20 protein-coding genes are annotated in these 18,285 nt (G+C 63.5%); 10 read left to right on the top strand and 10 right to left on the bottom strand.

Annotation, left to right across the window (positions count from 1 at the left end; genetic code table 11):
- The first annotated feature begins 7 nt into the window (after nucleotides 1–7).
- Entirely contained in the window at nucleotides 8–1,390 is a 1,383-nt protein-coding gene (locus tag PMI42_RS02475) for an NCS2 family permease (protein WP_240535195.1), read from the top strand.
- 8 nt (nucleotides 1,391–1,398) lie between these two features.
- Here the strand turns inward: PMI42_RS02475 and PMI42_RS02470 are convergent, their stop codons facing one another.
- On the bottom strand, nucleotides 1,399–1,620 hold the full coding sequence (locus PMI42_RS02470) for a hypothetical protein (protein WP_008130262.1): 222 nt from the start codon (nucleotides 1,618–1,620) through the stop codon (nucleotides 1,399–1,401).
- A 351-nt stretch (nucleotides 1,621–1,971) separates the two neighbouring features.
- On the opposite strand from PMI42_RS02470, the gene PMI42_RS39615 reads away from it, so the two are divergent.
- Nucleotides 1,972–2,154 carry a hypothetical protein gene (locus PMI42_RS39615; RefSeq protein ID WP_008130260.1) on the top strand — a complete coding sequence of 61 codons (183 nt, stop codon included), beginning with the start codon at nucleotides 1,972–1,974 and terminating at the stop codon, nucleotides 2,152–2,154.
- Between the two features lie 26 nt (nucleotides 2,155–2,180).
- Here the strand turns inward: PMI42_RS39615 and PMI42_RS02460 are convergent, their stop codons facing one another.
- The 3 genes from PMI42_RS02460 to PMI42_RS02450 all read right to left on the bottom strand — a co-directional run bounded on the left by PMI42_RS02460 (nucleotide 2,181) and on the right by PMI42_RS02450 (nucleotide 4,870).
- Nucleotides 2,181–3,569: a vWA domain-containing protein gene (locus PMI42_RS02460; RefSeq protein ID WP_008130258.1), complete on the bottom strand. Its 1,389-nt coding sequence runs from the start codon at nucleotides 3,567–3,569 to the stop codon at nucleotides 2,181–2,183.
- Nucleotides 3,570–3,574: 5 nt separating this feature from the next.
- Nucleotides 3,575–4,522, bottom strand: coding sequence for an AAA family ATPase (locus PMI42_RS02455; RefSeq protein WP_008130256.1), 948 nt, complete (start codon nucleotides 4,520–4,522; stop codon nucleotides 3,575–3,577).
- Between the two features lie 147 nt (nucleotides 4,523–4,669).
- On the bottom strand, nucleotides 4,670–4,870 hold the full coding sequence (locus PMI42_RS02450) for a hypothetical protein (protein ID WP_008130254.1): 201 nt from the start codon (nucleotides 4,868–4,870) through the stop codon (nucleotides 4,670–4,672).
- Nucleotides 4,871–5,094: 224 nt separating this feature from the next.
- On the opposite strand from PMI42_RS02450, the gene PMI42_RS02445 reads away from it, so the two are divergent.
- Entirely contained in the window at nucleotides 5,095–6,069 is a 975-nt protein-coding gene (locus PMI42_RS02445; protein WP_008130251.1) for a quinone oxidoreductase family protein, read from the top strand.
- A gap of 40 nt (nucleotides 6,070–6,109) precedes the next feature.
- On the opposite strand, the gene PMI42_RS02440 is transcribed toward PMI42_RS02445, so the two are convergent.
- Together PMI42_RS02440 and PMI42_RS02435 are read right to left on the bottom strand one after the other, a co-directional pair.
- The gene (locus PMI42_RS02440) at nucleotides 6,110–6,385 is read right to left on the bottom strand and encodes a hypothetical protein (protein WP_008130249.1); all 276 of its coding nucleotides are present in this window, start codon (nucleotides 6,383–6,385) and stop codon (nucleotides 6,110–6,112) included.
- A 99-nt stretch (nucleotides 6,386–6,484) separates the two neighbouring features.
- Nucleotides 6,485–7,093, bottom strand: a complete 609-nt coding sequence (locus tag PMI42_RS02435; RefSeq protein WP_008130247.1) for a S24 family peptidase — start codon at nucleotides 7,091–7,093, stop codon at nucleotides 6,485–6,487.
- Nucleotides 7,094–7,260: 167 nt separating this feature from the next.
- Here PMI42_RS02435 and PMI42_RS02430 point away from each other — a divergent pair, with 167 nt between their 5' ends.
- Both PMI42_RS02430 and PMI42_RS02425 read left to right on the top strand, forming a co-directional pair.
- Nucleotides 7,261–7,794 (top strand): GcrA family cell cycle regulator, encoded by a 534-nt coding sequence (locus PMI42_RS02430; protein WP_008130245.1) that lies wholly within the window; start codon nucleotides 7,261–7,263, stop codon nucleotides 7,792–7,794.
- 47 nt (nucleotides 7,795–7,841) lie between these two features.
- Entirely contained in the window at nucleotides 7,842–8,417 is a 576-nt protein-coding gene (locus PMI42_RS02425; RefSeq protein WP_008130242.1) for a hypothetical protein, read from the top strand.
- A 45-nt stretch (nucleotides 8,418–8,462) separates the two neighbouring features.
- On the opposite strand, the gene PMI42_RS02420 is transcribed toward PMI42_RS02425, so the two are convergent.
- Entirely contained in the window at nucleotides 8,463–8,819 is a 357-nt protein-coding gene (locus PMI42_RS02420; protein ID WP_008130240.1) for a hypothetical protein, read from the bottom strand.
- A gap of 299 nt (nucleotides 8,820–9,118) precedes the next feature.
- Here PMI42_RS02420 and PMI42_RS02415 point away from each other — a divergent pair, with 299 nt between their 5' ends.
- From PMI42_RS02415 to PMI42_RS02405, 3 genes are all read left to right on the top strand, one after another.
- Nucleotides 9,119–9,478 carry a hypothetical protein gene (locus PMI42_RS02415; RefSeq protein WP_008130238.1) on the top strand — a complete coding sequence of 120 codons (360 nt, stop codon included), beginning with the start codon at nucleotides 9,119–9,121 and terminating at the stop codon, nucleotides 9,476–9,478.
- A 389-nt stretch (nucleotides 9,479–9,867) separates the two neighbouring features.
- Complete coding sequence (locus PMI42_RS39610) at nucleotides 9,868–10,053, top strand: hypothetical protein (RefSeq protein WP_007601490.1); 186 nt, start codon at nucleotides 9,868–9,870, stop codon at nucleotides 10,051–10,053.
- A gap of 139 nt (nucleotides 10,054–10,192) precedes the next feature.
- Nucleotides 10,193–10,534: a phasin gene (locus tag PMI42_RS02405; RefSeq protein WP_008130234.1), complete on the top strand. Its 342-nt coding sequence runs from the start codon at nucleotides 10,193–10,195 to the stop codon at nucleotides 10,532–10,534.
- A 193-nt stretch (nucleotides 10,535–10,727) separates the two neighbouring features.
- Here PMI42_RS02405 and PMI42_RS02400 read toward each other — a convergent pair whose 3' ends face one another.
- The 3 genes from PMI42_RS02400 to PMI42_RS02390 all read right to left on the bottom strand — a co-directional run bounded on the left by PMI42_RS02400 (nucleotide 10,728) and on the right by PMI42_RS02390 (nucleotide 14,105).
- The gene (locus PMI42_RS02400; protein ID WP_008130232.1) at nucleotides 10,728–11,048 is read right to left on the bottom strand and encodes a c-type cytochrome; all 321 of its coding nucleotides are present in this window, start codon (nucleotides 11,046–11,048) and stop codon (nucleotides 10,728–10,730) included.
- A gap of 276 nt (nucleotides 11,049–11,324) precedes the next feature.
- Nucleotides 11,325–12,155 carry an alpha/beta fold hydrolase gene (locus PMI42_RS40320; protein ID WP_008130231.1) on the bottom strand — a complete coding sequence of 277 codons (831 nt, stop codon included), beginning with the start codon at nucleotides 12,153–12,155 and terminating at the stop codon, nucleotides 11,325–11,327.
- Nucleotides 12,156–12,308: 153 nt separating this feature from the next.
- Nucleotides 12,309–14,105, bottom strand: coding sequence for a ShlB/FhaC/HecB family hemolysin secretion/activation protein (locus PMI42_RS02390; protein WP_008130230.1), 1,797 nt, complete (start codon nucleotides 14,103–14,105; stop codon nucleotides 12,309–12,311).
- A 130-nt stretch (nucleotides 14,106–14,235) separates the two neighbouring features.
- Here PMI42_RS02390 and PMI42_RS02385 point away from each other — a divergent pair, with 130 nt between their 5' ends.
- Complete coding sequence (locus tag PMI42_RS02385; protein ID WP_008130228.1) at nucleotides 14,236–15,468, top strand: FecR domain-containing protein; 1,233 nt, start codon at nucleotides 14,236–14,238, stop codon at nucleotides 15,466–15,468.
- Nucleotides 15,469–15,529: 61 nt separating this feature from the next.
- Nucleotides 15,530–18,271, top strand: a complete 2,742-nt coding sequence (locus PMI42_RS02380) for an EAL domain-containing protein (RefSeq protein ID WP_008130226.1) — start codon at nucleotides 15,530–15,532, stop codon at nucleotides 18,269–18,271.
- The last annotated feature ends 14 nt before the right edge of the window (nucleotides 18,272–18,285 follow it).

Here is an 18,285-nt window from a genome sequence, read left to right as displayed (position 1 = left end):
GGACGAAATGACGAAGCAGCAAGTCGCTTCCGCAGAGCCTGAGCCGCGCGCAGCCGCCGGATCGCTCGATCGCTTCTTTGGCCTTACCGAGCGCGGCACGAGCGTCGGCCGCGAGGTGATGGCCGGCGCGACCACGTTCGCGGCAATGGCCTATATCATCGCTGTGAACCCGGCGATCATGTCCAACGCCGGAATGGATCGTGCCGATCTCGTCAGCGCCACGGCACTCGCCGCAATCCTCGGCTCGGTGATGATGGGACTGTGGGCCAACCTGCCGCTCGCGGTCGCGCCCGCGATGGGATCGAACGTCATCTTCACCTATGTCATCGTCAAGCAGATGGGCATGCCCTGGCAGGGCGCGCTCGCCATGGTCGCTTTCACCGGCGTGCTGTTCCTGATCCTCAGCCTGTCGAAGCTGCGCGAGAAAGTCGCGAAGGACGTGCCGGAGGCGCTGAAGATCGGCATCCAGGCTGCCGTCGGCACGCTCATCGTCTTCATTGCGCTCCGCGGCGCGGGCTTCGTAGTCCAGAACCCCTCGACCTACATCGCGATGGGATCGCTGCGCAGCCCGCCGGTGCTGCTGACGCTGTTTGGTCTTCTGCTCACGCCGGTGCTGGTGGCGCGTCGGGTGCCGGCGGCGTTGATCCTGTCGATTGCGTTGCTGACCGTGATCGGATTTTTCGTTCCCGGCGCCAACGGCAAGATGGTGACGTCGGTGCCATCAGCGATCATGGCGTGGCCGCGCTGGCCGACCAGCACCTTCATGGCGCTCGACATCGGCTATCTCTTCAGCCATTTCGTCGTGGCGCTGCCGCTGCTGTTCTATTTCCTGTGCGCCGAATTCTTTTCGACGCTGGGCACGCTGATCGGCGTGACGGGAGCTGCCAATCTGCGCAAGTCCGATGGCTCGATCCCGAATGCCACCGCCGCCTTTGCCACCGATGCTACGGCATCGATTGTCGGACCGCTGCTCGGGACGTCCGTCGTCACGGCCTACATCGAGTCCATCACCGGCGTGCAGGCCGGTGGCCGCACGGGGCTGACTTCGGTGACCGTCGCGGGGCTGTTCTTTCTCGCGCTGTTCTTCTGGCCGATCTTCGTCATCATCCCGCCGCAAGCGACCGCGCCCGCGCTGGTGCTCGTCGGCGTGTTGATGATGCAGGGGCTTGCCCGCATCGACATGACCGATCTCGGCAACGCGGTTCCGATCGTGCTGACGCTGCTGGTCACCGTGCTGACCAACAACCTCATCAACGGAATGGCCTTGGGCACGCTGAGCTACATCGCCCTCGAAGTGGCGGTCGGCCGGCGGTCGCAGATTCCGGCGATGGTGTGGGGCCTAGGTGTCGTGTTCGTCGCTTACGCGATCGTGATCGCACAGATATTTTGACGCGGGCGTCAAGCTGCGAGGTCCAGCAATCTGCACGATCCGCGCACCAGCGCCGTGCGTCCGGCTGGTGTCATCACGGGCACGTCATCATCGACCGCGACAAGGCCCAGCTCGACCAGGCTTTTGACGACATAAGCCTTCGAGAGACGACCGTTCGACACCGGATTGCGAAGCGCTTTCAGCGCTTCCCACTGATCGGGTGAAAGATCGAAGTCGAAATCGTTGCTCATGTTGCCTCAAGCGATAGTGCTGTTCGCGGGCCTCTGTTAGCGGCGCTGCATGAAGACCGTGCGACGACAATGAGTCGGAATTCAGTGTGCTGTCTAGAACATCTCTTCACGAATTGCCGCACTTCGTTGCGTCACAAGAGTTAAGATCGGTTGCGCATGAATATCGTCCCGATCTCCGATCACTAATTGATGATTTGCGCTTGATCGTGCGGCGAGCGCCGCCGCGGTGCACGGGAAATATCACTGTCCCATTCTGCGTCGCAATATGCACAGAAATCGTGAGGCGAGAGGGACGTGATTCTGCTACGTTGATTCGCGGGGATTAGCTTCACACGACAGGAGTGTGAGTGCATGAAGAGGCTGGTGGAAATTCGCAGTCAGGAATTCCTCTGCCGCGAGCGTGCCGCGCTGGATGCGGAGCGCCGGGTGTTTTGGCTCGCGCAGGCCCAGGAATGGGAGCAGCGCGCGCTCGACGAAATTGCGTATCACTTCCGGGAGTGCAACCTCGTCCAGGCCGAGTTGGCTGCCGCCTGACGCCGGACGACAGGTTTGATCGCCGTCTACTGATAAGTCGCCACGATGTCGGACACGGCCCGCTCGAGCTGCTGGGCGGTGGCGCATTGGCGCACCACGCTGCAAAAGGTCGCATAGCGCGGCATCTCGGAATCGCCAAAGCCCCAGGCGAGCCGTCCTTCGGGATTGAGCCAGACCAGCCGCTTTGAACGTTCGGAGATGCGGCGCAGAATGTCGGCACGCGGATCGAGATTGTTGCTGCGGGCATCGCCGAGCACGATCACCGTGGTCTGCGGGGTCAGCGTGCTCATGAACTCCTTCTCGAAATCGACCAGCGAGGAGCCGTAGTCGGACGAGCCGAAACCGACCTTGGACATGATCTCGGCCATCGCCTCTTCCGGCGATTTCTTCTCCAGGATGTCGCTGACCTCGATCAGGTGCGAGGAGAAGGCGAATGAGTGGACGTCGTCGACCACCTCGTGCAGCGAGTGGATCAGGAGCAGGAAGAAGTCCGAGACCTGCGCGACCGAGCCGGAGACGTCACAGATCGCCACGATCTTGGGCCGGTCGCGATGTTTGCGCTTCCATGCGGTGAGGAACGGCACGCCGCCCCAGGCGGCGTTGCGGCGGAGCGTGCGGCGGACGTCGAGATGGCCGCGCCGCTGGCGCTTGCGCGGCTTGGAATAACGCTCGCGCAGGCGGCGTGCGATCTGGCGGATGAGGGCGCGCATCTCGGCGACCTGGCGCCGTTCGATGCGGGCAAGCGGCGCGTTGCGCAGGATCTCGTTGCGGAGGTTTTCGGCCTCCTCGCGGGCATAAAGTGCAAGGCCTTGTGCGACGGTGTCGCGGACTGCTTCGCGCAAGGCGTCCAGCGCCCCGCGCAAACGCTCCGCGAGCGCGGGGTTGGTCGCGGTCAGCTCGTCGAGCTCGTCGCGCAGGCGCTGCAGGCCCATGGCGTCGAGGATGCGGCTGGAGAAGATGCCGCGCTGGGTCGAATAGCGGATGTCCGTGAGCGAGGCTGCACCGGAGGCACTGGCAATGGCGGCTGCGATCGCATTGCGATCCTGCGACAGCAGCATCTGCGCTAGCGGACCTAATCCCTCGGGAGCTTGCCCTTCGCCTGCGTCGCTGTCCGAACCGGATGAGGGAGATTGATTGGCCTGTTGATCGGCGTCCTGCGAAGCGTCATCATTATCGGATTGAGGCTGGTCTTCCCGCGGCTCGGGCTGGCTGAAGAAGAGATCAAAGCAGTCGCCGAGCGCGAGCTTCTCGTCCTGCGACTTGGCGAGCGTCAGGAGCAGGGTATCACGCAGAATCGTGCGGTCTGACACGCCGACCTGCGCGACCGCGCGCATCGCATCGATGCTTTCGGCGGGCGAAACGTGGACGCCGACGCCCCGCGCCGCCCGAAAGAAACGATGGAGATTCTCGCGCATCGGCGTCAACCGAAGACGTTGGACCGGGCCGCCTTGGCAATGAAGGTCGTCACGTGCGGCGCCGCGGCCTCGATGTCGGCTTCATATTTCAGGAGCACATTGAGCGTGTCCTTGACGATTTCCGTATCGAGCTCGGTGGCCTGGAGCAGCACCAGCACGCGGGCCCAGTCGATGGTTTCGCTGACGGAGGGCAGCTTCTTCAGGTCGAGCGAGCGGATCTCGTGGATGAAGCCGACCATCTGCCGGCGCAGCGTCTGCGAGATGCCGGGCACGCGGCTCTCGACAATGCGCTCCTCCAGCCGCTGCTCGGGGAAGCCGATATGCAGATGCAGGCAGCGCCGCTTCAGGGCGTCGCCGAGGTCGCGCTCGCTGTTGGAGGTGAGGATCACGGTCGGAGGCGTGATCGCCGAGACGGTGCCGAGTTCGGGGATCGTGACCTGGAAGTCCGAGAGGATTTCCAGCAGCAGCGATTCGAATTCGGCGTCCGACTTGTCGATTTCGTCGATCAGAAGCACGCAGCCGCCCGGCTGCTCCAGCGCCTGGAGCAGGGGGCGTGGCTCGACGAACTCCTTGGAGAAGAACACGTCGCCGAAATCATGGAGCTGATTGAGAGCATCATGCAGCGTCTGCGCGCCGCCGAGCACTTCGCCGAGCTTGTCCTTGAGGATCTGGGTGTAGAGCAGCTGCTTTGCGTATTTCCACTCGTAGAGCGCCTTGGCCTCGTCGAGGCCTTCGTAGCATTGCAGGCGGATCATCTTCATGCCGCGCCAGGCGGCAATCGCCTTGGCAAGCTCGGTTTTGCCGACGCCCGCGGGGCCCTCGACCAGGATCGGCTTCTCGATCTGTTGCGACAAATAGACGGCGGTCGCGATCTGCCGGCTCGCGATGTAGCCCTGCGCGGCGAGGCCGCTCTCCACTGCCTCGATCGCGGTCGAGGGCTTTTGCTCAGCCACGAAATGGCGCTCCCAAAGGTCTTGCTTGAGCTTGTTCTGCCTGCGTTCCCGGCAAAGAACAAGCCTCGTTTGGGAGGCATCTGACCCGCGCGGACCGCGCTTTTTCCGCTCAACGCAAATACTTGGGCTGCCCGGCTGTCGGTGCGATCAGTGCCGCAGCAACTCGCCCTTGCGGATCGTCTGCCGGACCTCGGCGCCGCAATCGGCGCATTCATAGACGAAGTCGATCTTGGCAAGGCTCCAGTGCGGCTCGACCTCGCGCACATACATTGGCAGGAACCCCATGCATGTCGGGCAAATCACAGGCGCGATTTCGATATCCTGATGATGCTGTACATAAGCTGGCATCTCGGCTCTCCTTCGCAGGCGACCACCAAACCCCGCGCAAAGGCTACTGCCGGTCGGCTCAAGGCCGTCATCAACTCTTTCGAACAGAGGCGGAACGGCGGGCGTTTGTCGTTCGCTGTGACATTCTTGTTACGTCTTCTATACTGTAACAGGCGGACCAAATGCCTATTTCACAAGCCGATCCGGTTCTCGGACCTTCACTGCAACGATAAGGGAGCAACCCCATGACGCACGCCATTCGCTTTCACAAGACTGGCGGCCCGGAAGTCCTGGTCTGGGAGGAGGTCAGTGTCGGCAAGCCCGGACCGGGCGAAGCGCGCATCCGCCACACTGCCGTCGGCCTCAACTTCGTCGACATCTACAATCGCTCTGGCGTGTATCCGGTTCAATTGCCGAGCGGTCTCGGCAGCGAGGGAGCCGGTGTGGTCGAGGAAGTCGGGCCCGGTGTCACCGATCTGAAAGCCGGCGATCGCGTCGCCTATGGTGCCTCGCCACTTGGTGCCTATGCCGAGGCGAGATTGATCCCGGCCGACCGGCTGTTGAAGCTGCCCGACGGCGTCGATGACAAGACCGCGGCGGCGATGATGCTCAAGGGGCTCACCACGCAATATCTGATCCGGCAGACCTATCGGGTGAAGGCCGGGGATACCATCCTGCTGCATGCGGCGGCCGGTGGCGTCGGCCTGATCCTGAGCCAGTGGGCAAAACATCTCGGCGCGACGGTGATCGGGACGGTCAGCAGCGACGAGAAGGCAAAACTGGCCAAGGCGCATGGTTGCGACCATGTCATCATCTACACCCGCGAGGATTTCGTGAAGCGCGTCGACGAGATCACGGGCGGCAAGAAGGTGCCGGTGGTTTACGATTCCGTCGGCAAGGACACTTTCCTGAAGTCGCTGGACTGCCTTGCGCCGCTCGGCGTCGCCGCGCTGTTCGGTGCGTCCTCCGGCGCTGTCGAGCCGCTTAATCTCGGCCTGCTTGCGCAAAAGGGCTCGCTCTATGTCACCCGTCCGACGCTGTTCACCTACGCCGCCAAGCGCGAGAGCCTGGTGGCGATGGCGAACGAGCTGTTCGACGTCGTGAAGTCCGGCGCGGTGAAGATCGAGGTGCACCAGACCTATCCGCTGAAGGACGCGGCCAAGGCGCATGCCGATCTCGCTGCGCGCAAGACCACAGGATCGACCGTGCTCACGGTGTGATCTCCGTCCGGACGGTGGCGCAGGCCGGCAAGAGCCTGCGTCACGTTCGCTCGTGCTTGCGCAGGTCGCGGGCGTGATCGAGGCGGATCGCCTGGAGGTCAACTTCTTCGGGGGCGATCCGGGGAAGGGCAGCCTCGGCCAGGATGGTCTCGGTGACGTCCTCGACGGAGTTGTCCACGATCTCGTGGATGAACGAGATGTTTTGATATTCACCTGACGTAACGCGGGAAATGACCTCGCGCCGCGTGATTTCAGGATCGACGACCGCTTCGCGGCCGCGCCGCCCATAGTCGATCATCACGACGAAATACTGCATGAAATAACCCTGCCGCGCCCCTGTGGTCCGGGCACGGCAGAGTATTTCCGAAAAACGGAATCAAGTCAAGCTGGATTTCCAAAAAACAGAAATCGACGCTCACTTGCCCTTCTTGCGGGGGCGCGCCGACTTGGCGCGCAGCCGCTCGAGCTGGCCCTTGGGCATGGACAGGCAGATCTCCCCGACCCAGTCGAGCTTGACGCCGACGATCGGCTTGGCGTTGAAGCTGTTGAGATTGACGACGGAGGGGGTTTTGCCCCGCTCGATGGTCTTCAGATAGCGCTCGCCGGTCTTGAGCCGGACCACCGCCTCTTCGCCGTAGAAGCTCGACAGCGGATGGCGCTGGTCCTTGTAGACCACGATCACGTCGCCGCTCTCGTATTTGGGCAGCATCGAATCGCCGACGATCTCGAATGCGACGGTTTCTTCCATGATCGGGAAGGGCAGCGCGATGTCGCCGAGACCTTCCGGAGGAACCTGCTCGTAATCCGGCTCGATCACGGCGCCGGCACCGACGCGGCCCATGATCGGCGCAAGATTGAGCTCGAGATATTCCATGATCGGAATGATTTCCGACGCCTTCACCAAGCGCTCGCCGCCGAGGATCTCAGAGACCGCGCCGGGCCGAACGCCCATCGCCGCCGCAAGACCGCCCTTGCTCTTGCCCGTCTTCTCCAGGCCCCGTTCGATCATTGCAACGTCCAACATGGTGATTCCCTCGATTGCCCATCGTCTTGCCTCTTGTAATCCGAAATTCGGAATTGATGCAATTATGAATATCAGAATTATTGCTTGACACTATCTTCGGAATACCGGAATGTGTGTTTCGCCATCTGGTCGTGCGACCGGGCAAAGGCGCATCACAGGACAGCAACATGGAACCGGGCCATTGGCCGTCGGAGCACTCCGACGCGCTTCGCGACTATTTTCTCAGGGGTATGTCTTATGCCGAGATCGGCAAGCAGATTAACGCAAGGTTTGGAACGGCTTACACGCGCAGCGCTGTGGTCGGCCGCGCCAAGCGCCTTGGGCTCGTTGTGCCGCCACGGATGACGAGTCCGCCAATCGTGCCGTCTTTGCCGGGTGAGGGCGGCCTGCCTTCGCCGCGCCGGTCGGCGTTACAGCACCTGAATCTGCCGCCGGAATCCGCAATGAAGCCTGCCGCGCGGGTGACGCTGCGCTGCGTCGGCGTCCAGCCGCGCCTGATCCAGCTGGTCGAACTTGAGCCGGCCGACTGCCGCTATCCCTATGGCGGGGACAAGGACGGGGAGGAGATCTCCTTCTGCGGCCATCCGTGTCAGTCGGGCTCCAGCTATTGCGCGCCGCATGCGCGCCTGACGCAGCGTTCCGTGGCTGCGTCCGGCCGTGGCGCCGGTCCCGTCGTGCTGAGACTGGTCTCCGCCGCCTGAAGCGGCCACCGCCCGTTCAATCGTCAACTTTGCAAAGGAGCATCCGAGTGGCACGTGCCCGACGCAACAAGTCCTACAAACTCAGTGAGATCTACGACCGGCGGTCGCGCGAAGTGCCTTTCAATGCCGAATTGGCGGAGGTCGAGGTCGATAATCCGCTGGCGCTCGAGCCCGGCGAGAAAATCATGGCGCTCCGGGCGATCCGCAGCGATCCGCTCGGCCGGCTGCACGCTCACCACCAGATCGACGAAGCGCAATATCGCGGCGGGCGTGCCTTCCAGAACGATTGGGAGCGTGCGGAGCGGGGCCCTCAGGCGGTCGACACGACACGCGAATATGTCGATAGTACCGCCACCCGCGAGCCTGTCACCGAGAGCCAGCGGCAGGCGGTGCTGCGGCTGAACCGGGTTGAGCGTGAACTCGGCACCGATGGTGCCGCTCTGGTGCACGACGTGCTGGTGCTCGGCCTGACCATGGATCAGATCGGGGAGCGCCGCGCCGTCCGGACGCAGCGCTGGAACGACTATTTTGCACGACGCTTTCGCGAATGCCTGGACCGGCTGGCGCTGATCTACGGCTTTGCGACGGAAATCGGGACACGGCGTGCAAGTCAGCGCAGATAATTGCAGCCCGCCGGCGGTGTTGGCCGCCGGCGGGCCAGCTCGCGCTTAGGGGTGCGGCACGATCTGATAGGGCGTCGTGTAGGGCTCGACACGGAGCGAGGCGTTCGCCAGAAGCCCGATCTTGGCGGTCGGCGCCTGCTGCAATTCGCCGTTCGGGCCGCGATGCACGTTGTATTGCCAGACGGTGAGGTCGCCCTTCTGCGCCAGCGCGTGTGCAACCGCGCTCGCATCGCTGCCGCCGAGCGCCTGAAGCTCTTCCGACGATAGCCCGACGACGATTTCGTCCTTGATGGTGACGATCTTGAACAGGTTCATCCTGGTCTCCTGCGCCCATGCGCCTTGTATCGAGAGGGTGAAAAGCGCGACCGCGGCGCCCTTGATGAGATCGCAGCGAGAAAGCATGCCGTCGTCCTTTGGTGCTGAGGCGCGCCCGAATCGGTTTGAGGTCCGTCAGCCATGGCGCCCGTGATCTGCGTGGCCGTTCCGCAACCGCTTGGTCGCTCGGTCTTGAACAATGGTTCACGCCCGGAAATATGCCGGGAGCGATGAACCTCGATGCGAAGGGGCGAGTCCAAGCCGAGAGCTCAAGGGGATGGATCGGATGAAATTCGCCGGCATCGTTTGCCTTCTCGCGTCGGTCGGAGCCGCGGGCACGGCCGCGGCGGCCGAATCTTATCGGCAGGTGGACATTCACGGCCGCCGTGGTCGCGCCATGGGCCGATCAGCAACGCAAGCCCGAGGGCGCTGAGCGGGCACGGCTGATCGGCAAGGCAATCGTCCTGAAGGCGAAAGAGATATCGGGGCCGCAGCCCTTTGCCTGTGCCAAGCCGCAATACAAGGTGACGGATTACGGTCCCGACATGATCTTCCAGGGTGCGTTCGGCGAGATGCAGCGTGTCGACAGGAAGGCCGATCCGAAGGCGTCTGCCGCCTCGCTCGGCTTCGCGGGAGCCCCGATCAGGACCCTGGAGACCGGCTGCGAGATCGACGTTCATTTCGTCGACGATACAACCGCCGAGGTGGGACTCAACAATTACGTGTATACGCTGAAAAAGCGCTAGGTGGTCTCCGCCAATGTCCGTTCACATCGGAAACAAGGCGAAATGCTGTGTCGGTCGACGGTAATGATAGCCTTGTGCGTGATTGATGCCGCTTCTTGACGCAGGTGGGTGACTGCGCTCCATATTCCTGTTATCCGGAATTGCCGTGCTGCGATGCAGACGAAGCATCGCTAAGCTGGTGGTTGGGCTTGCCGGAGGGGTTGTTCCTTGGCATAATTGCAACCTGTTCGGTTAAGCCCTTCCGTTCGGATTTGTCGTTCAGCGTGCTAACCTGCCGGGGCCTCCCGGCCGAGAATTCGTAGTCGCCATAGCATTCCGTCGTGGCATCGGATTCTCGCATGGGACCCCGATGTCGGATCAGGAATGCCGATGCCAGTCATAGGTGCGAGATGAAGAACCTCAATTTCGCGGCTGAACTGCACCTCAAGCTCGGCGCGCCTGCGAGTGGCACCGTCGAAAGCCTGCGTCTGCTCCGCGCGTTTCTGAAGCTTGCACCTCGGCAGCGTTTCGAGGTTATCAAGCTCGTCGAAGACCTCGCCACCGAAGAAGCCCTTCCCGAACACCCCCTGTCCTGAGGCCGGGCCGCGCGCCTTAAGCCTTTTGCCTCGTCTGGCTGCCCAAGCCGGACCGCCGGGGACGTCTGCCCGGGGTTCGCCGCTGGAATGCGGTCCGGCAAGTGTGGTATTCAGCTAAGAAAAAGGGAGGAGTGCGACCATGATCGAACCGAAGCTCGAAGTTCCGGCCGAACTGCGCGACCTGGCCGAGAAGACGATCGACCAGGCGGAGAAGGCCTTCGGCATGTTTTTCGAAGCCGCCACCAAATCGATGACCTCGGTTCCCGGAGCGGGTACCGAGGTGTCGAAGCAGGCGCTCGCTTTCACCGAGCAGAACATGAAGTCGGCGTTCGAGCATGCGCGCAAGCTTGTTCATGCCACCGACCTTCAAGAGGCAATGCGAATCCAGTCCGATTTCCTGCGCAGCCAGTTCACCAGCGCAGGGGACCATATGCGCCAGATGACGGGCAGTTTGATGCAGCCGGGCAAAGGCAAATCCTGATTCCTGGTCTGTGCGCTGCGTGCCTACAAATTGATCTTGCGCGGCGTCGAGATCCGCATTTCGATGCTCGTGCAGGTCCATGATGGGCCACCGAATGGGTCTCTCATTCGCCGTCCATCATCCTTTCTGCTGATCCCTGTCGGTCCTCCGGCAGGGATTTGCATTTTCTGAAGTGTCGCGCCTGGCCGGCGCCCTACGGACGCAGCGATCCGATATAGGCCGCGATGTCGCCGGCTTCGGTCCTGCTCAAGGGAAAGCTCGGCATCTTCGGATGCGGGTCGAGCAGGAAGAAGGCGAGCTTCTCCGGACTGAAGTCCGGCCGGCGCGCAACGGATGCGAACGAAGGGACGTCGGCGCTGGCTGCCGCCTGGCCATTGGCGACGACATGGCAGCTTGCGCACCAGCGCTGGGCAAGGTCGGCGCCGTGACCGGCATCGGCCGCGAGAGCGGACGACGAACCCGAACCCGAGGCCATGGCGAGCAACAGGTAAATTCGTCTCAAATGCTTGTGCATCGGGTAGCCCTCATGCGTTCGCTTGCGGACGCGGGGGTCACCCGCAGCACGAACCCGGAAATTGCGAGAGATCGATCCGGGCTATGATCGACCGCAGCAGCCTGCGGGCCGAACGATAGAGATGCCGCGCGAATGCCGGGGTCCTGGTCGTGGGCAGGCCGAGGCCTTTCGTATCAAGACTTTCGGAATAGTGCGACACGTGTCTCTCCGACGCTGCCTGGCCTTTCTATCGCAGCCGGTCCGAAGCAACCTTGATCTGCCGCAAAGCTTCCCGGGCTAATAATCGCCGGGGTTCATGATCATCGGGCTTCTCGTATCGGCTGGCGCCAGTGCGCTGCTGGCGCTGTCGCGCAGGAAGCGGTCGAGCGTCTCCTGGATCTTTTCCTTGACCGCGTGGGGTCCGCGGTCGCTCATCTCGGTGTGCTGAGCGCCGGTATTGACGATATCGATGCCGCGTGCCTTGGCCTCTTCCGGCGTTGGCAGCACGCCGGGATCGGTCTGGAAATGCGGATCCTTTGAGCGGAACGACAGGATCTTCATATTGTCGCTGAGCACGAAGGGCACCCGCAGATTGTCGAGCGTGATCACTTTCGACACCAGTTCCGGGTGCTGATGGGCGACATACATCGAGACGTCGCCACCATTGGAATGGCCGACGAGTGTGATGTGGTCGTAGTCGGCATTGTCCTGTCGCCTTTTCAATTCGCCCAGGGTGAAAAGGATGTTGGCCTCGCAGCGGATATAGACCTCGCGACGTCCGACATATTGCTGGCCGACATGGGTCATCAACGGCGGATCGCTCGGCAGGTCCTGCTGGATGCTGGCAACGAGATAGCCGCGTGCCGCGAGCACGTTGGCGAGGAAGGAATATTCGGTGGCCTTGACGGTGTTGCCGTTGCTGATGATGGCGAGCGGCAGCTTCCAGAGGCCGAGATTGGCTTTGGTCTCGTAGTCGCGCCGCACCGCGATCTCGACCGAGATCGGCCGCTGGCGGGAGGCGTCGAACAGGTGCAGGACCTCATGGCGGATCGCGAACCGGCTGACGACGACATACTGGCCGACGCCAAGGACGCAGAGAAAGGCCAGGATTGCAAACACCCTTTTCATGGTTCCGTCTCAAATCACTTTCGGCTGAACATGGTCATCGGAGGCTCCCGGATCGAGCGATCGTGAGCAGGGTACGGGATTAAATTTAGGCAAGTCTGTGAGAAGCGCCGCAAAAGGGCCGCATCAAGGCATGCGGCGGCGACGGCCGTTCGGCTAGAGGCAGCCGCCCTTGCCGCGTTCCGGACAGAGCCGGAAGGCGCTCGACAGGGTGAACAGGAAGCGCGGGCTGCGGCGCTCGTTGTCCGGCGCCCGGTAGCTCAAGGGGACAGCCACGCCGAGATCGGCCTGCAAATCATCCGGCAGGAAGAACCGCACGCCGGCTCCCGCTGACGTCAGCGACAGGCCGTCGCTCAACCGGTAACCGTCGTTCCAGACTGCGCCGGCGTCGCCGAAGGCGTAGAGCTGATAGCCGCTCCAGTAGCGGAAATTGAGCTTCTGGTCGAAGCGCAGTTCGAGCGAGCCGGCAAGGCCGTTGTCGCCGCTGATCTCGGCCGCGCCATAACCCCGGCCGAAGGCTGCACCGCCGAGATAGAATTGCTGCGACGTGAACAGGGGCCGCGATGCCGTCTGGCTCGCCGCGGAGAGCTTGAGCGACCAGGCGTCGCTGAGCGTCTGGTAGCGCGTGAACCAGATGTTCAGCACCGAGAAGTTCGATGCGGCACCGTCGCGCGACAACAGATCGTCGTCGAAATGCGAGGCGCCGAAGATGTCGAGGCCCTGACGGTAGGTCAACGTCGCGAAATTGGTGCCGCCGAAGCGATCCTGGAGCCGGTAGTCGGCGGTCAGGCTCGCGGTCCTGATGTGGTCGTTGTACCAGGGGCCGTAAAGGTCGTGCTCCGACACGTTGCTGAAGGTGCCAGCCATGGTCAGCGTCAGCCCCGACGATTGCGACATGAAGGGTACCGTGCTTGCCCGCACCTCGAAAGCTTCGGTCGTGGTGATGTCGCTGTCGAGGCGGCGGGCGTCGCCCGGCCGCACCGCGCTGTACAGGACGGAGGCACCGAGACGCACGCCGTCGACGCCGACCGGTGCGTCGTAGGATAGCCGGGCAAAGCCGAGCTCGCGCGGGTCGTTGGCGATGGTCGACAGGTTGACGGCCAGTGTGTCGCCGGGGGTGAGGTAGGAGTTGAACGCGCCGGTCGCGTAGGTCTGCCACGGGCCGACCGAGGACGAGCCGAGATTGTCCATGCCGAACGACGAGAAGACGTGCCAGGTCTTCAAATAGACGACGAGGCGGAAGCGGCCGGTGGCGCCGCCGATCTCCTCCAGCGCGGTATCGGTGATCCGGACGCCAGGCCTGCCATTGATGAGGAAGAGCTGGCGTTCGAGCGTTGCCAGCCGGGACGGCTGTTCCGCCAGAACCGGCCCGAGCATCGGCCTCACGCCGAACTGCTCGGCGCCGTCGCCTTTCAGTTCGGCTTGCACGATGGCGCCTTCGATCACCTGGATCCGGACGAGGCCGTCGGCGATGTCCTGCGGCGGCACGATGGCCCGGCTCAGATGGAAGCCGGCGGCACGGTAGAGGTCGCTGACCGCGCCGGCGATCGCGGCGAGATCGGCCTGCGAAACCTTCTTGCCGAGATAGGGCTGATAGGCCGCGGCGATGCGATCGCCGGGGACGGCGCGGGCGCCGCTGACATTGACGCCGCGGAGGACGAATTGCGGCTTGGTGTCGCCGCCGGTATTGGGCTGACCAACCGAGGGCAGCTTGACCGGCGGCCGGCTCAGCGTTTCCTGCTCGGATTGGTTCTCAAAATATTTCTCGGGCTGGCGGGGATCGAAACCGGGTTGGTTCGCCTGCTGCGCGAGGGCTTGCGGGATTCCCGCCAGCGTCGGGACGCAAAGGACGAGCGCGGCAGCCAAATACCGTCCCGCCATGGTTTGCGGGAGCTGCGCTCCGTAGTTCAACGGAGAAATGCGCCGGGGCCGGTAAGGAATCGTTAGCCGCATGATTTTTCATAGTTTTTTATGGTCAATGAAAGGTTAATGCGGTCGTTCGATTTGCCGGTTCTAGCTAATCGGATCTTGAGTGATTTCGGATACGCCTCATGTCCGGCTGTTAAGCGGACTGAGGATCGTCATGTTCGGTAGAGATGGACTGCTGCGGACCTTGATGGTCGCGCTGGTACTGGGAGCGGCTTCCGGCGCATCGGCGGCGGATGACGGTGTCTGGTCGGTGAGCAAAGCCTCGGGCGAGGTCTGGATTGCCGCCGACGGTGCGCAGCCCGTGTCGCTGAACCAGGAAGAGACGCTCAAGCCCGGCAACACCATTCGCACCGGACGCAACGGGCGTGTGCTCCTGGTCCGCGGCGAGGAAACCATCCTGATCTCTCCGAACTCGGTGGTCGGCCTGCCGGTGGAGAAGAAGGACGGTCTCTCGACCACCATCATCCAGCGGGCGGGATCCATCCTGCTCGAGGTCGAGAAGCGCAACGTCAAACATTTCGAGGTCGAGACGCCCTATCTCGCCGCCGTGGTCAAGGGAACGCAGTTCAGCGTCACCGTTGGTGCGGGCAGCACCAAGGTCGGCGTCGTTCGCGGCCAAGTCGAAGTCTCGGACTTCAAGACGGGGCAGATCGCGCAAGTCATGCCGGGACAAGCGGCTACCGTCTTTGAACACGGCAAGCCCGGTCTCAGCCTGAGCGGTGCCGGCACCTTCAATCCGATCGAGCACGGCAAGCCGCGCGCGCCCACGATCGAGCGCGTTCCGGTGCCGAAATCGGGACTGTCGGCGCCGCGCAATGCAGCGAACGGGCATGCGATCCACGCACTCGGTCCGATCGACAAGGGGACCAAGGCGGCCGGCGCGCCGGCGCTGTCGCGTCAGGCGGCTGGAGGCCAGGCACCCAGGGCGGGCGTCGTGCGCATCTCGAGCTCGCTCGGTGAGGTGAAGCTGAACTTCCACAAGGTCACGAATGGTCTTGCCCATGGACCTGTTGCAACGGGGCGCGTGCGTAACGCGAACGCCAGCGCCGGGACAGCCACGGTGTGGAGCGATAGCTCGACGAGCACCACCACCACGGCCTCGAACAGCTCCAGCGTAACAGCGGTGATCGCGAGCAGCAGTGCTTCCACCGCCAGCGCTGCATCGACGTCGTCGAGCGCAACCACGACTGTTGCGGCCACCGCCGGATCGAGCAGCACCGGATCCAGCGGGAGCTCTGGGAGCGGAAGCAGCGGGACTGGCGCGACGGGTAACGGAAGCAGCGGCACCGGCAACAACGGCAACAGTGGAAACGGGAATAACGGAAACGGCAATAGCGGCAACAACGGCCACCACTACGGTTGGTATTGGGGCAGAGGCCATCACTAGGATCGCATCGTCGGCATAGGGGAAGCGCCTGGGGCAAGCGCCGCCGGTGCAGGGGAGCAAAGTGAAACGCTATCGGCCGCATATTCTTGTCGTGATCGCGTTGGCGGTCGTGCTGTCCACGGGATGGCATGGCGCGCTCCGCAACGCGCTCACCGATCTGCGGTTCGCCTGGCAATCGCGCGCGGCCAGCGGCAATGTCGTCGTGGTTGCCATTGACGCGCCCTCGATCGACCAGATCGGGGTGTGGCCCTGGCCACGCCGGCTCCACGCGGAGCTGTTGCACAGGCTCGAGGCTGCCGGAGCGCAGGACATCGCCTTCGACGTCGATTTCAGCACCCCGTCTGATCCGGTCTCCGACGAGGCCTTCGTCAAGGCGCTTCGGGAGATCGGCGGCTCGACGATCCTGCCGTCCTTCAAGCAGCCGGCGCCGAATGGCGGTACCGCTCACATCAATCGCCCGCTGAAGCCGTTCGGCAACCAGTCGTGGCCGGCCGTCGTCAATGTTTCGGTCGAGTCCGACGGGCTCGTCCGCCGTTATCCGTCCAGTGAGAAGCTCGGCGATACCACGATGCCGTCGATGGCCGTCGTGCTGGCCGGGCAGGACGCCAATCGCCGGCCCCCTTTCCTGATCGACTTCAGCATCAAGGCGGCCTCGATTCCGCGGGTCTCCTATAGCGACGTGCTGCGCGGCGATACCGCGACGCTCGACAAGCTGAGGGACAAGAAGGTCATCGTCGGCGCCACGGCGCTTGAATTGGGCGACCGGTTCAGCGTCCCCAATGGCGGCGTCGTCTCGGGACCCGTGCTCCAGGCCATGGCGACCGAATCCATCCTCCAGAACCGGATGCTGCGCTGGACGTCCGATGCCGGCATGATCGCCGGCCTGGGCCTGATCTGCCTGCTCATGATGTATGCGTGGCGCCGCTTCGCGCCTGGCTATCGCGTTGTGATCCTGATCGCAGCCGGAGCGGTCGTCGAACTGGCCGCGATCTTCGTGCAGGCAAGATGGCCCTTCGTCATCGACACGTCGCTGTTCCATATCGCGATCGTCGCTTACCTGACGGCGATCGCGCTGGACGAGATCGATTTTCGTGGTCTCCTGGGACGCATCGCCGAGAGCCGCTTTCACCGCATTGCGATGTCGCTCGGCGATGGCCTCGTCTGCACCGATGAGGATCACCGGATCACGGTCTGGAATCCCGGTGCGAGTGCGATCTTCGGTTACATGCCCGCCGAGATCATCGGCCGTCCGTTCGAAACGCTGTGCGCCGTGGCGGCGGACGGCGATACGAAGCCGTCCATGCGCGACGCCGCGCGCCAGGCGCTGCTGGTCCCCGGCGGGGCTGTGGTCGTCGAGTTCGAGAGCCGGCGCAAGAATGGCGAGACGTTCCCCGTCGAAGCGAGTTTCTCGGGCTGGCAGGGCACGGACGGATTCCAGTATGGAGCGATCCTGCGCGACATCTCGGTCCGCAAGCGCGAGGCCGAGCGCGTCAGATATCTCGCCGAACACGACGCGCTGACGGGTCTTGCCAACCGCAATATGCTGCATGCAGGCCTTGCCAATCTGATCGTCGCGGCGGAGCGGCGGTCTTCCGACGTCGCCCTGCTTGTGCTGGGCCTCGATGGCTTCCAGCAGATCAACGATATGCTCGGACATTCGGCCGGCGACCTCGTACTGCGGGCCGTCGCAGAACGTCTCCGAGCCGAGGTGAATGGCAAGGCAGTCGTCGCCCGGCTCAGCGGCGACGAGTTCGCCATCGCGCTCGATTGCGCCGAGGCCGGCGAGCCGGCCGCGGCGTTTGCCGAGCGGATCGCGCGCGCGTTCGAAGCGCCGCTCGCAACGGTGGCGCGGCAGCACCGCGTCAGGATCAGCATCGGCGTCGCCGTCTATCCCGAGGGGGGACACAACGCCGACGATCTCCTCAGCAACGGCCATCTCGCACTCAGCCGGGCAAAGGCGACGCGGCGCGGCAGCCATGTGATCTTCGAGAGTGCGATCAGGCAGGAGCTGGAGGACCGGCTGACGCTGGAGAGCGAGCTGGCACTTGCCGCGGATCGCGGCGAGTTCGAACTGTTCTACCAGCCCCAGGTTCGCCTGATCGACGGCAGCCTGGTCGGGGCTGAAGCGTTGATCCGCTGGCGGCATCCGGTGCGCGGCTACGTCTCGCCCGGGGAGTTCATGCCGGTGGTCAACACCTCGGCTCTGTCCGAACGGATCGCCAATTGGGTGATGGAGACCGCCTGTCGGCAGGCGCGCGTGTGGGAATTGTCGGGCAACAGCGTGCGCGTCGCGATCAACCTCTCGCCGTCGCAGCTCCATTCCGGCGATCTTGCGCATGCGGTTGCCGCACTGCTCGAAGCGACGGGGCTCACGCCGCAGCTGCTCGAGATCGAGGTCACCGAGGACATTCTGCTCCACGACGAGAGCCGCGTGCTCGACATGTTCAAGCGGATACAGCAGCTCGGCGTCCGCGTCCTGTTCGACGATTTCGGCACGGGTTATGCGAGCCTGAGCTATCTGAAGAAATTTCCGCTCGACGGACTCAAGATCGACCGGTCGTTCGTGCTCGATCTGCTGGCCGACTCCGACGATGCGGCGATCGTCGGCTCGACCATCGGCCTCAGCAAGCAGCTCGGACTCACGGTCGTGGCCGAAGGTATCGAGAACCGCGCCACGGCCGATTTCCTCGTCAGCATGGGGTGCGAGGAAGGGCAGGGATATTTCTTCGGCCGCCCGATGCCGGCGGAAGCCTTCGACCGGCAATTCCTCGCAGCTAAGCTCGAGACCGTGAGCGCTGCCTAGGCACGTTCCGCGCG

Origin of the sequence: Bradyrhizobium sp. YR681, from assembly GCF_000282615.1 — a bacterium.
Taxonomy (GTDB): domain Bacteria; phylum Pseudomonadota; class Alphaproteobacteria; order Rhizobiales; family Xanthobacteraceae; genus Bradyrhizobium.
Note: the sequence above shows the minus strand (reverse complement) of the source record. Positions and strands in the feature narration are given on the sequence as shown.

What these genes read in the sequence shown, in the direction of transcription:
- PMI42_RS02475 (WP_240535195.1), top strand. Translation starts at nt 8, where the DNA reads ATGACGAAGCAGCAAGTCGCTTCCGCAGAGCCTGAGCCGCGCGCAGCC.
- PMI42_RS02470 (WP_008130262.1), bottom strand. Translation starts at nt 1,620, where the DNA reads ATGAGCAACGATTTCGACTTCGATCTTTCACCCGATCAGTGGGAAGCG.
- PMI42_RS39615 (WP_008130260.1), top strand. Translation starts at nt 1,972, where the DNA reads ATGAAGAGGCTGGTGGAAATTCGCAGTCAGGAATTCCTCTGCCGCGAG.
- PMI42_RS02460 (WP_008130258.1), bottom strand. Translation starts at nt 3,569, where the DNA reads ATGCGCGAGAATCTCCATCGTTTCTTTCGGGCGGCGCGGGGCGTCGGC.
- PMI42_RS02450 (WP_008130254.1), bottom strand. Translation starts at nt 4,870, where the DNA reads ATGCCAGCTTATGTACAGCATCATCAGGATATCGAAATCGCGCCTGTG.
- PMI42_RS02445 (WP_008130251.1), top strand. Translation starts at nt 5,095, where the DNA reads ATGACGCACGCCATTCGCTTTCACAAGACTGGCGGCCCGGAAGTCCTG.
- PMI42_RS02440 (WP_008130249.1), bottom strand. Translation starts at nt 6,385, where the DNA reads ATGCAGTATTTCGTCGTGATGATCGACTATGGGCGGCGCGGCCGCGAA.
- PMI42_RS02435 (WP_008130247.1), bottom strand. Translation starts at nt 7,093, where the DNA reads ATGTTGGACGTTGCAATGATCGAACGGGGCCTGGAGAAGACGGGCAAG.
- PMI42_RS02430 (WP_008130245.1), top strand. Translation starts at nt 7,261, where the DNA reads ATGGAACCGGGCCATTGGCCGTCGGAGCACTCCGACGCGCTTCGCGAC.
- PMI42_RS02420 (WP_008130240.1), bottom strand. Translation starts at nt 8,819, where the DNA reads ATGCTTTCTCGCTGCGATCTCATCAAGGGCGCCGCGGTCGCGCTTTTC.
- PMI42_RS39610 (WP_007601490.1), top strand. Translation starts at nt 9,868, where the DNA reads ATGAAGAACCTCAATTTCGCGGCTGAACTGCACCTCAAGCTCGGCGCG.
- PMI42_RS02405 (WP_008130234.1), top strand. Translation starts at nt 10,193, where the DNA reads ATGATCGAACCGAAGCTCGAAGTTCCGGCCGAACTGCGCGACCTGGCC.
- PMI42_RS02400 (WP_008130232.1), bottom strand. Translation starts at nt 11,048, where the DNA reads ATGCACAAGCATTTGAGACGAATTTACCTGTTGCTCGCCATGGCCTCG.
- PMI42_RS40320 (WP_008130231.1), bottom strand. Translation starts at nt 12,155, where the DNA reads ATGAAAAGGGTGTTTGCAATCCTGGCCTTTCTCTGCGTCCTTGGCGTC.
- PMI42_RS02390 (WP_008130230.1), bottom strand. Translation starts at nt 14,105, where the DNA reads ATGCGGCTAACGATTCCTTACCGGCCCCGGCGCATTTCTCCGTTGAAC.
- PMI42_RS02385 (WP_008130228.1), top strand. Translation starts at nt 14,236, where the DNA reads ATGTTCGGTAGAGATGGACTGCTGCGGACCTTGATGGTCGCGCTGGTA.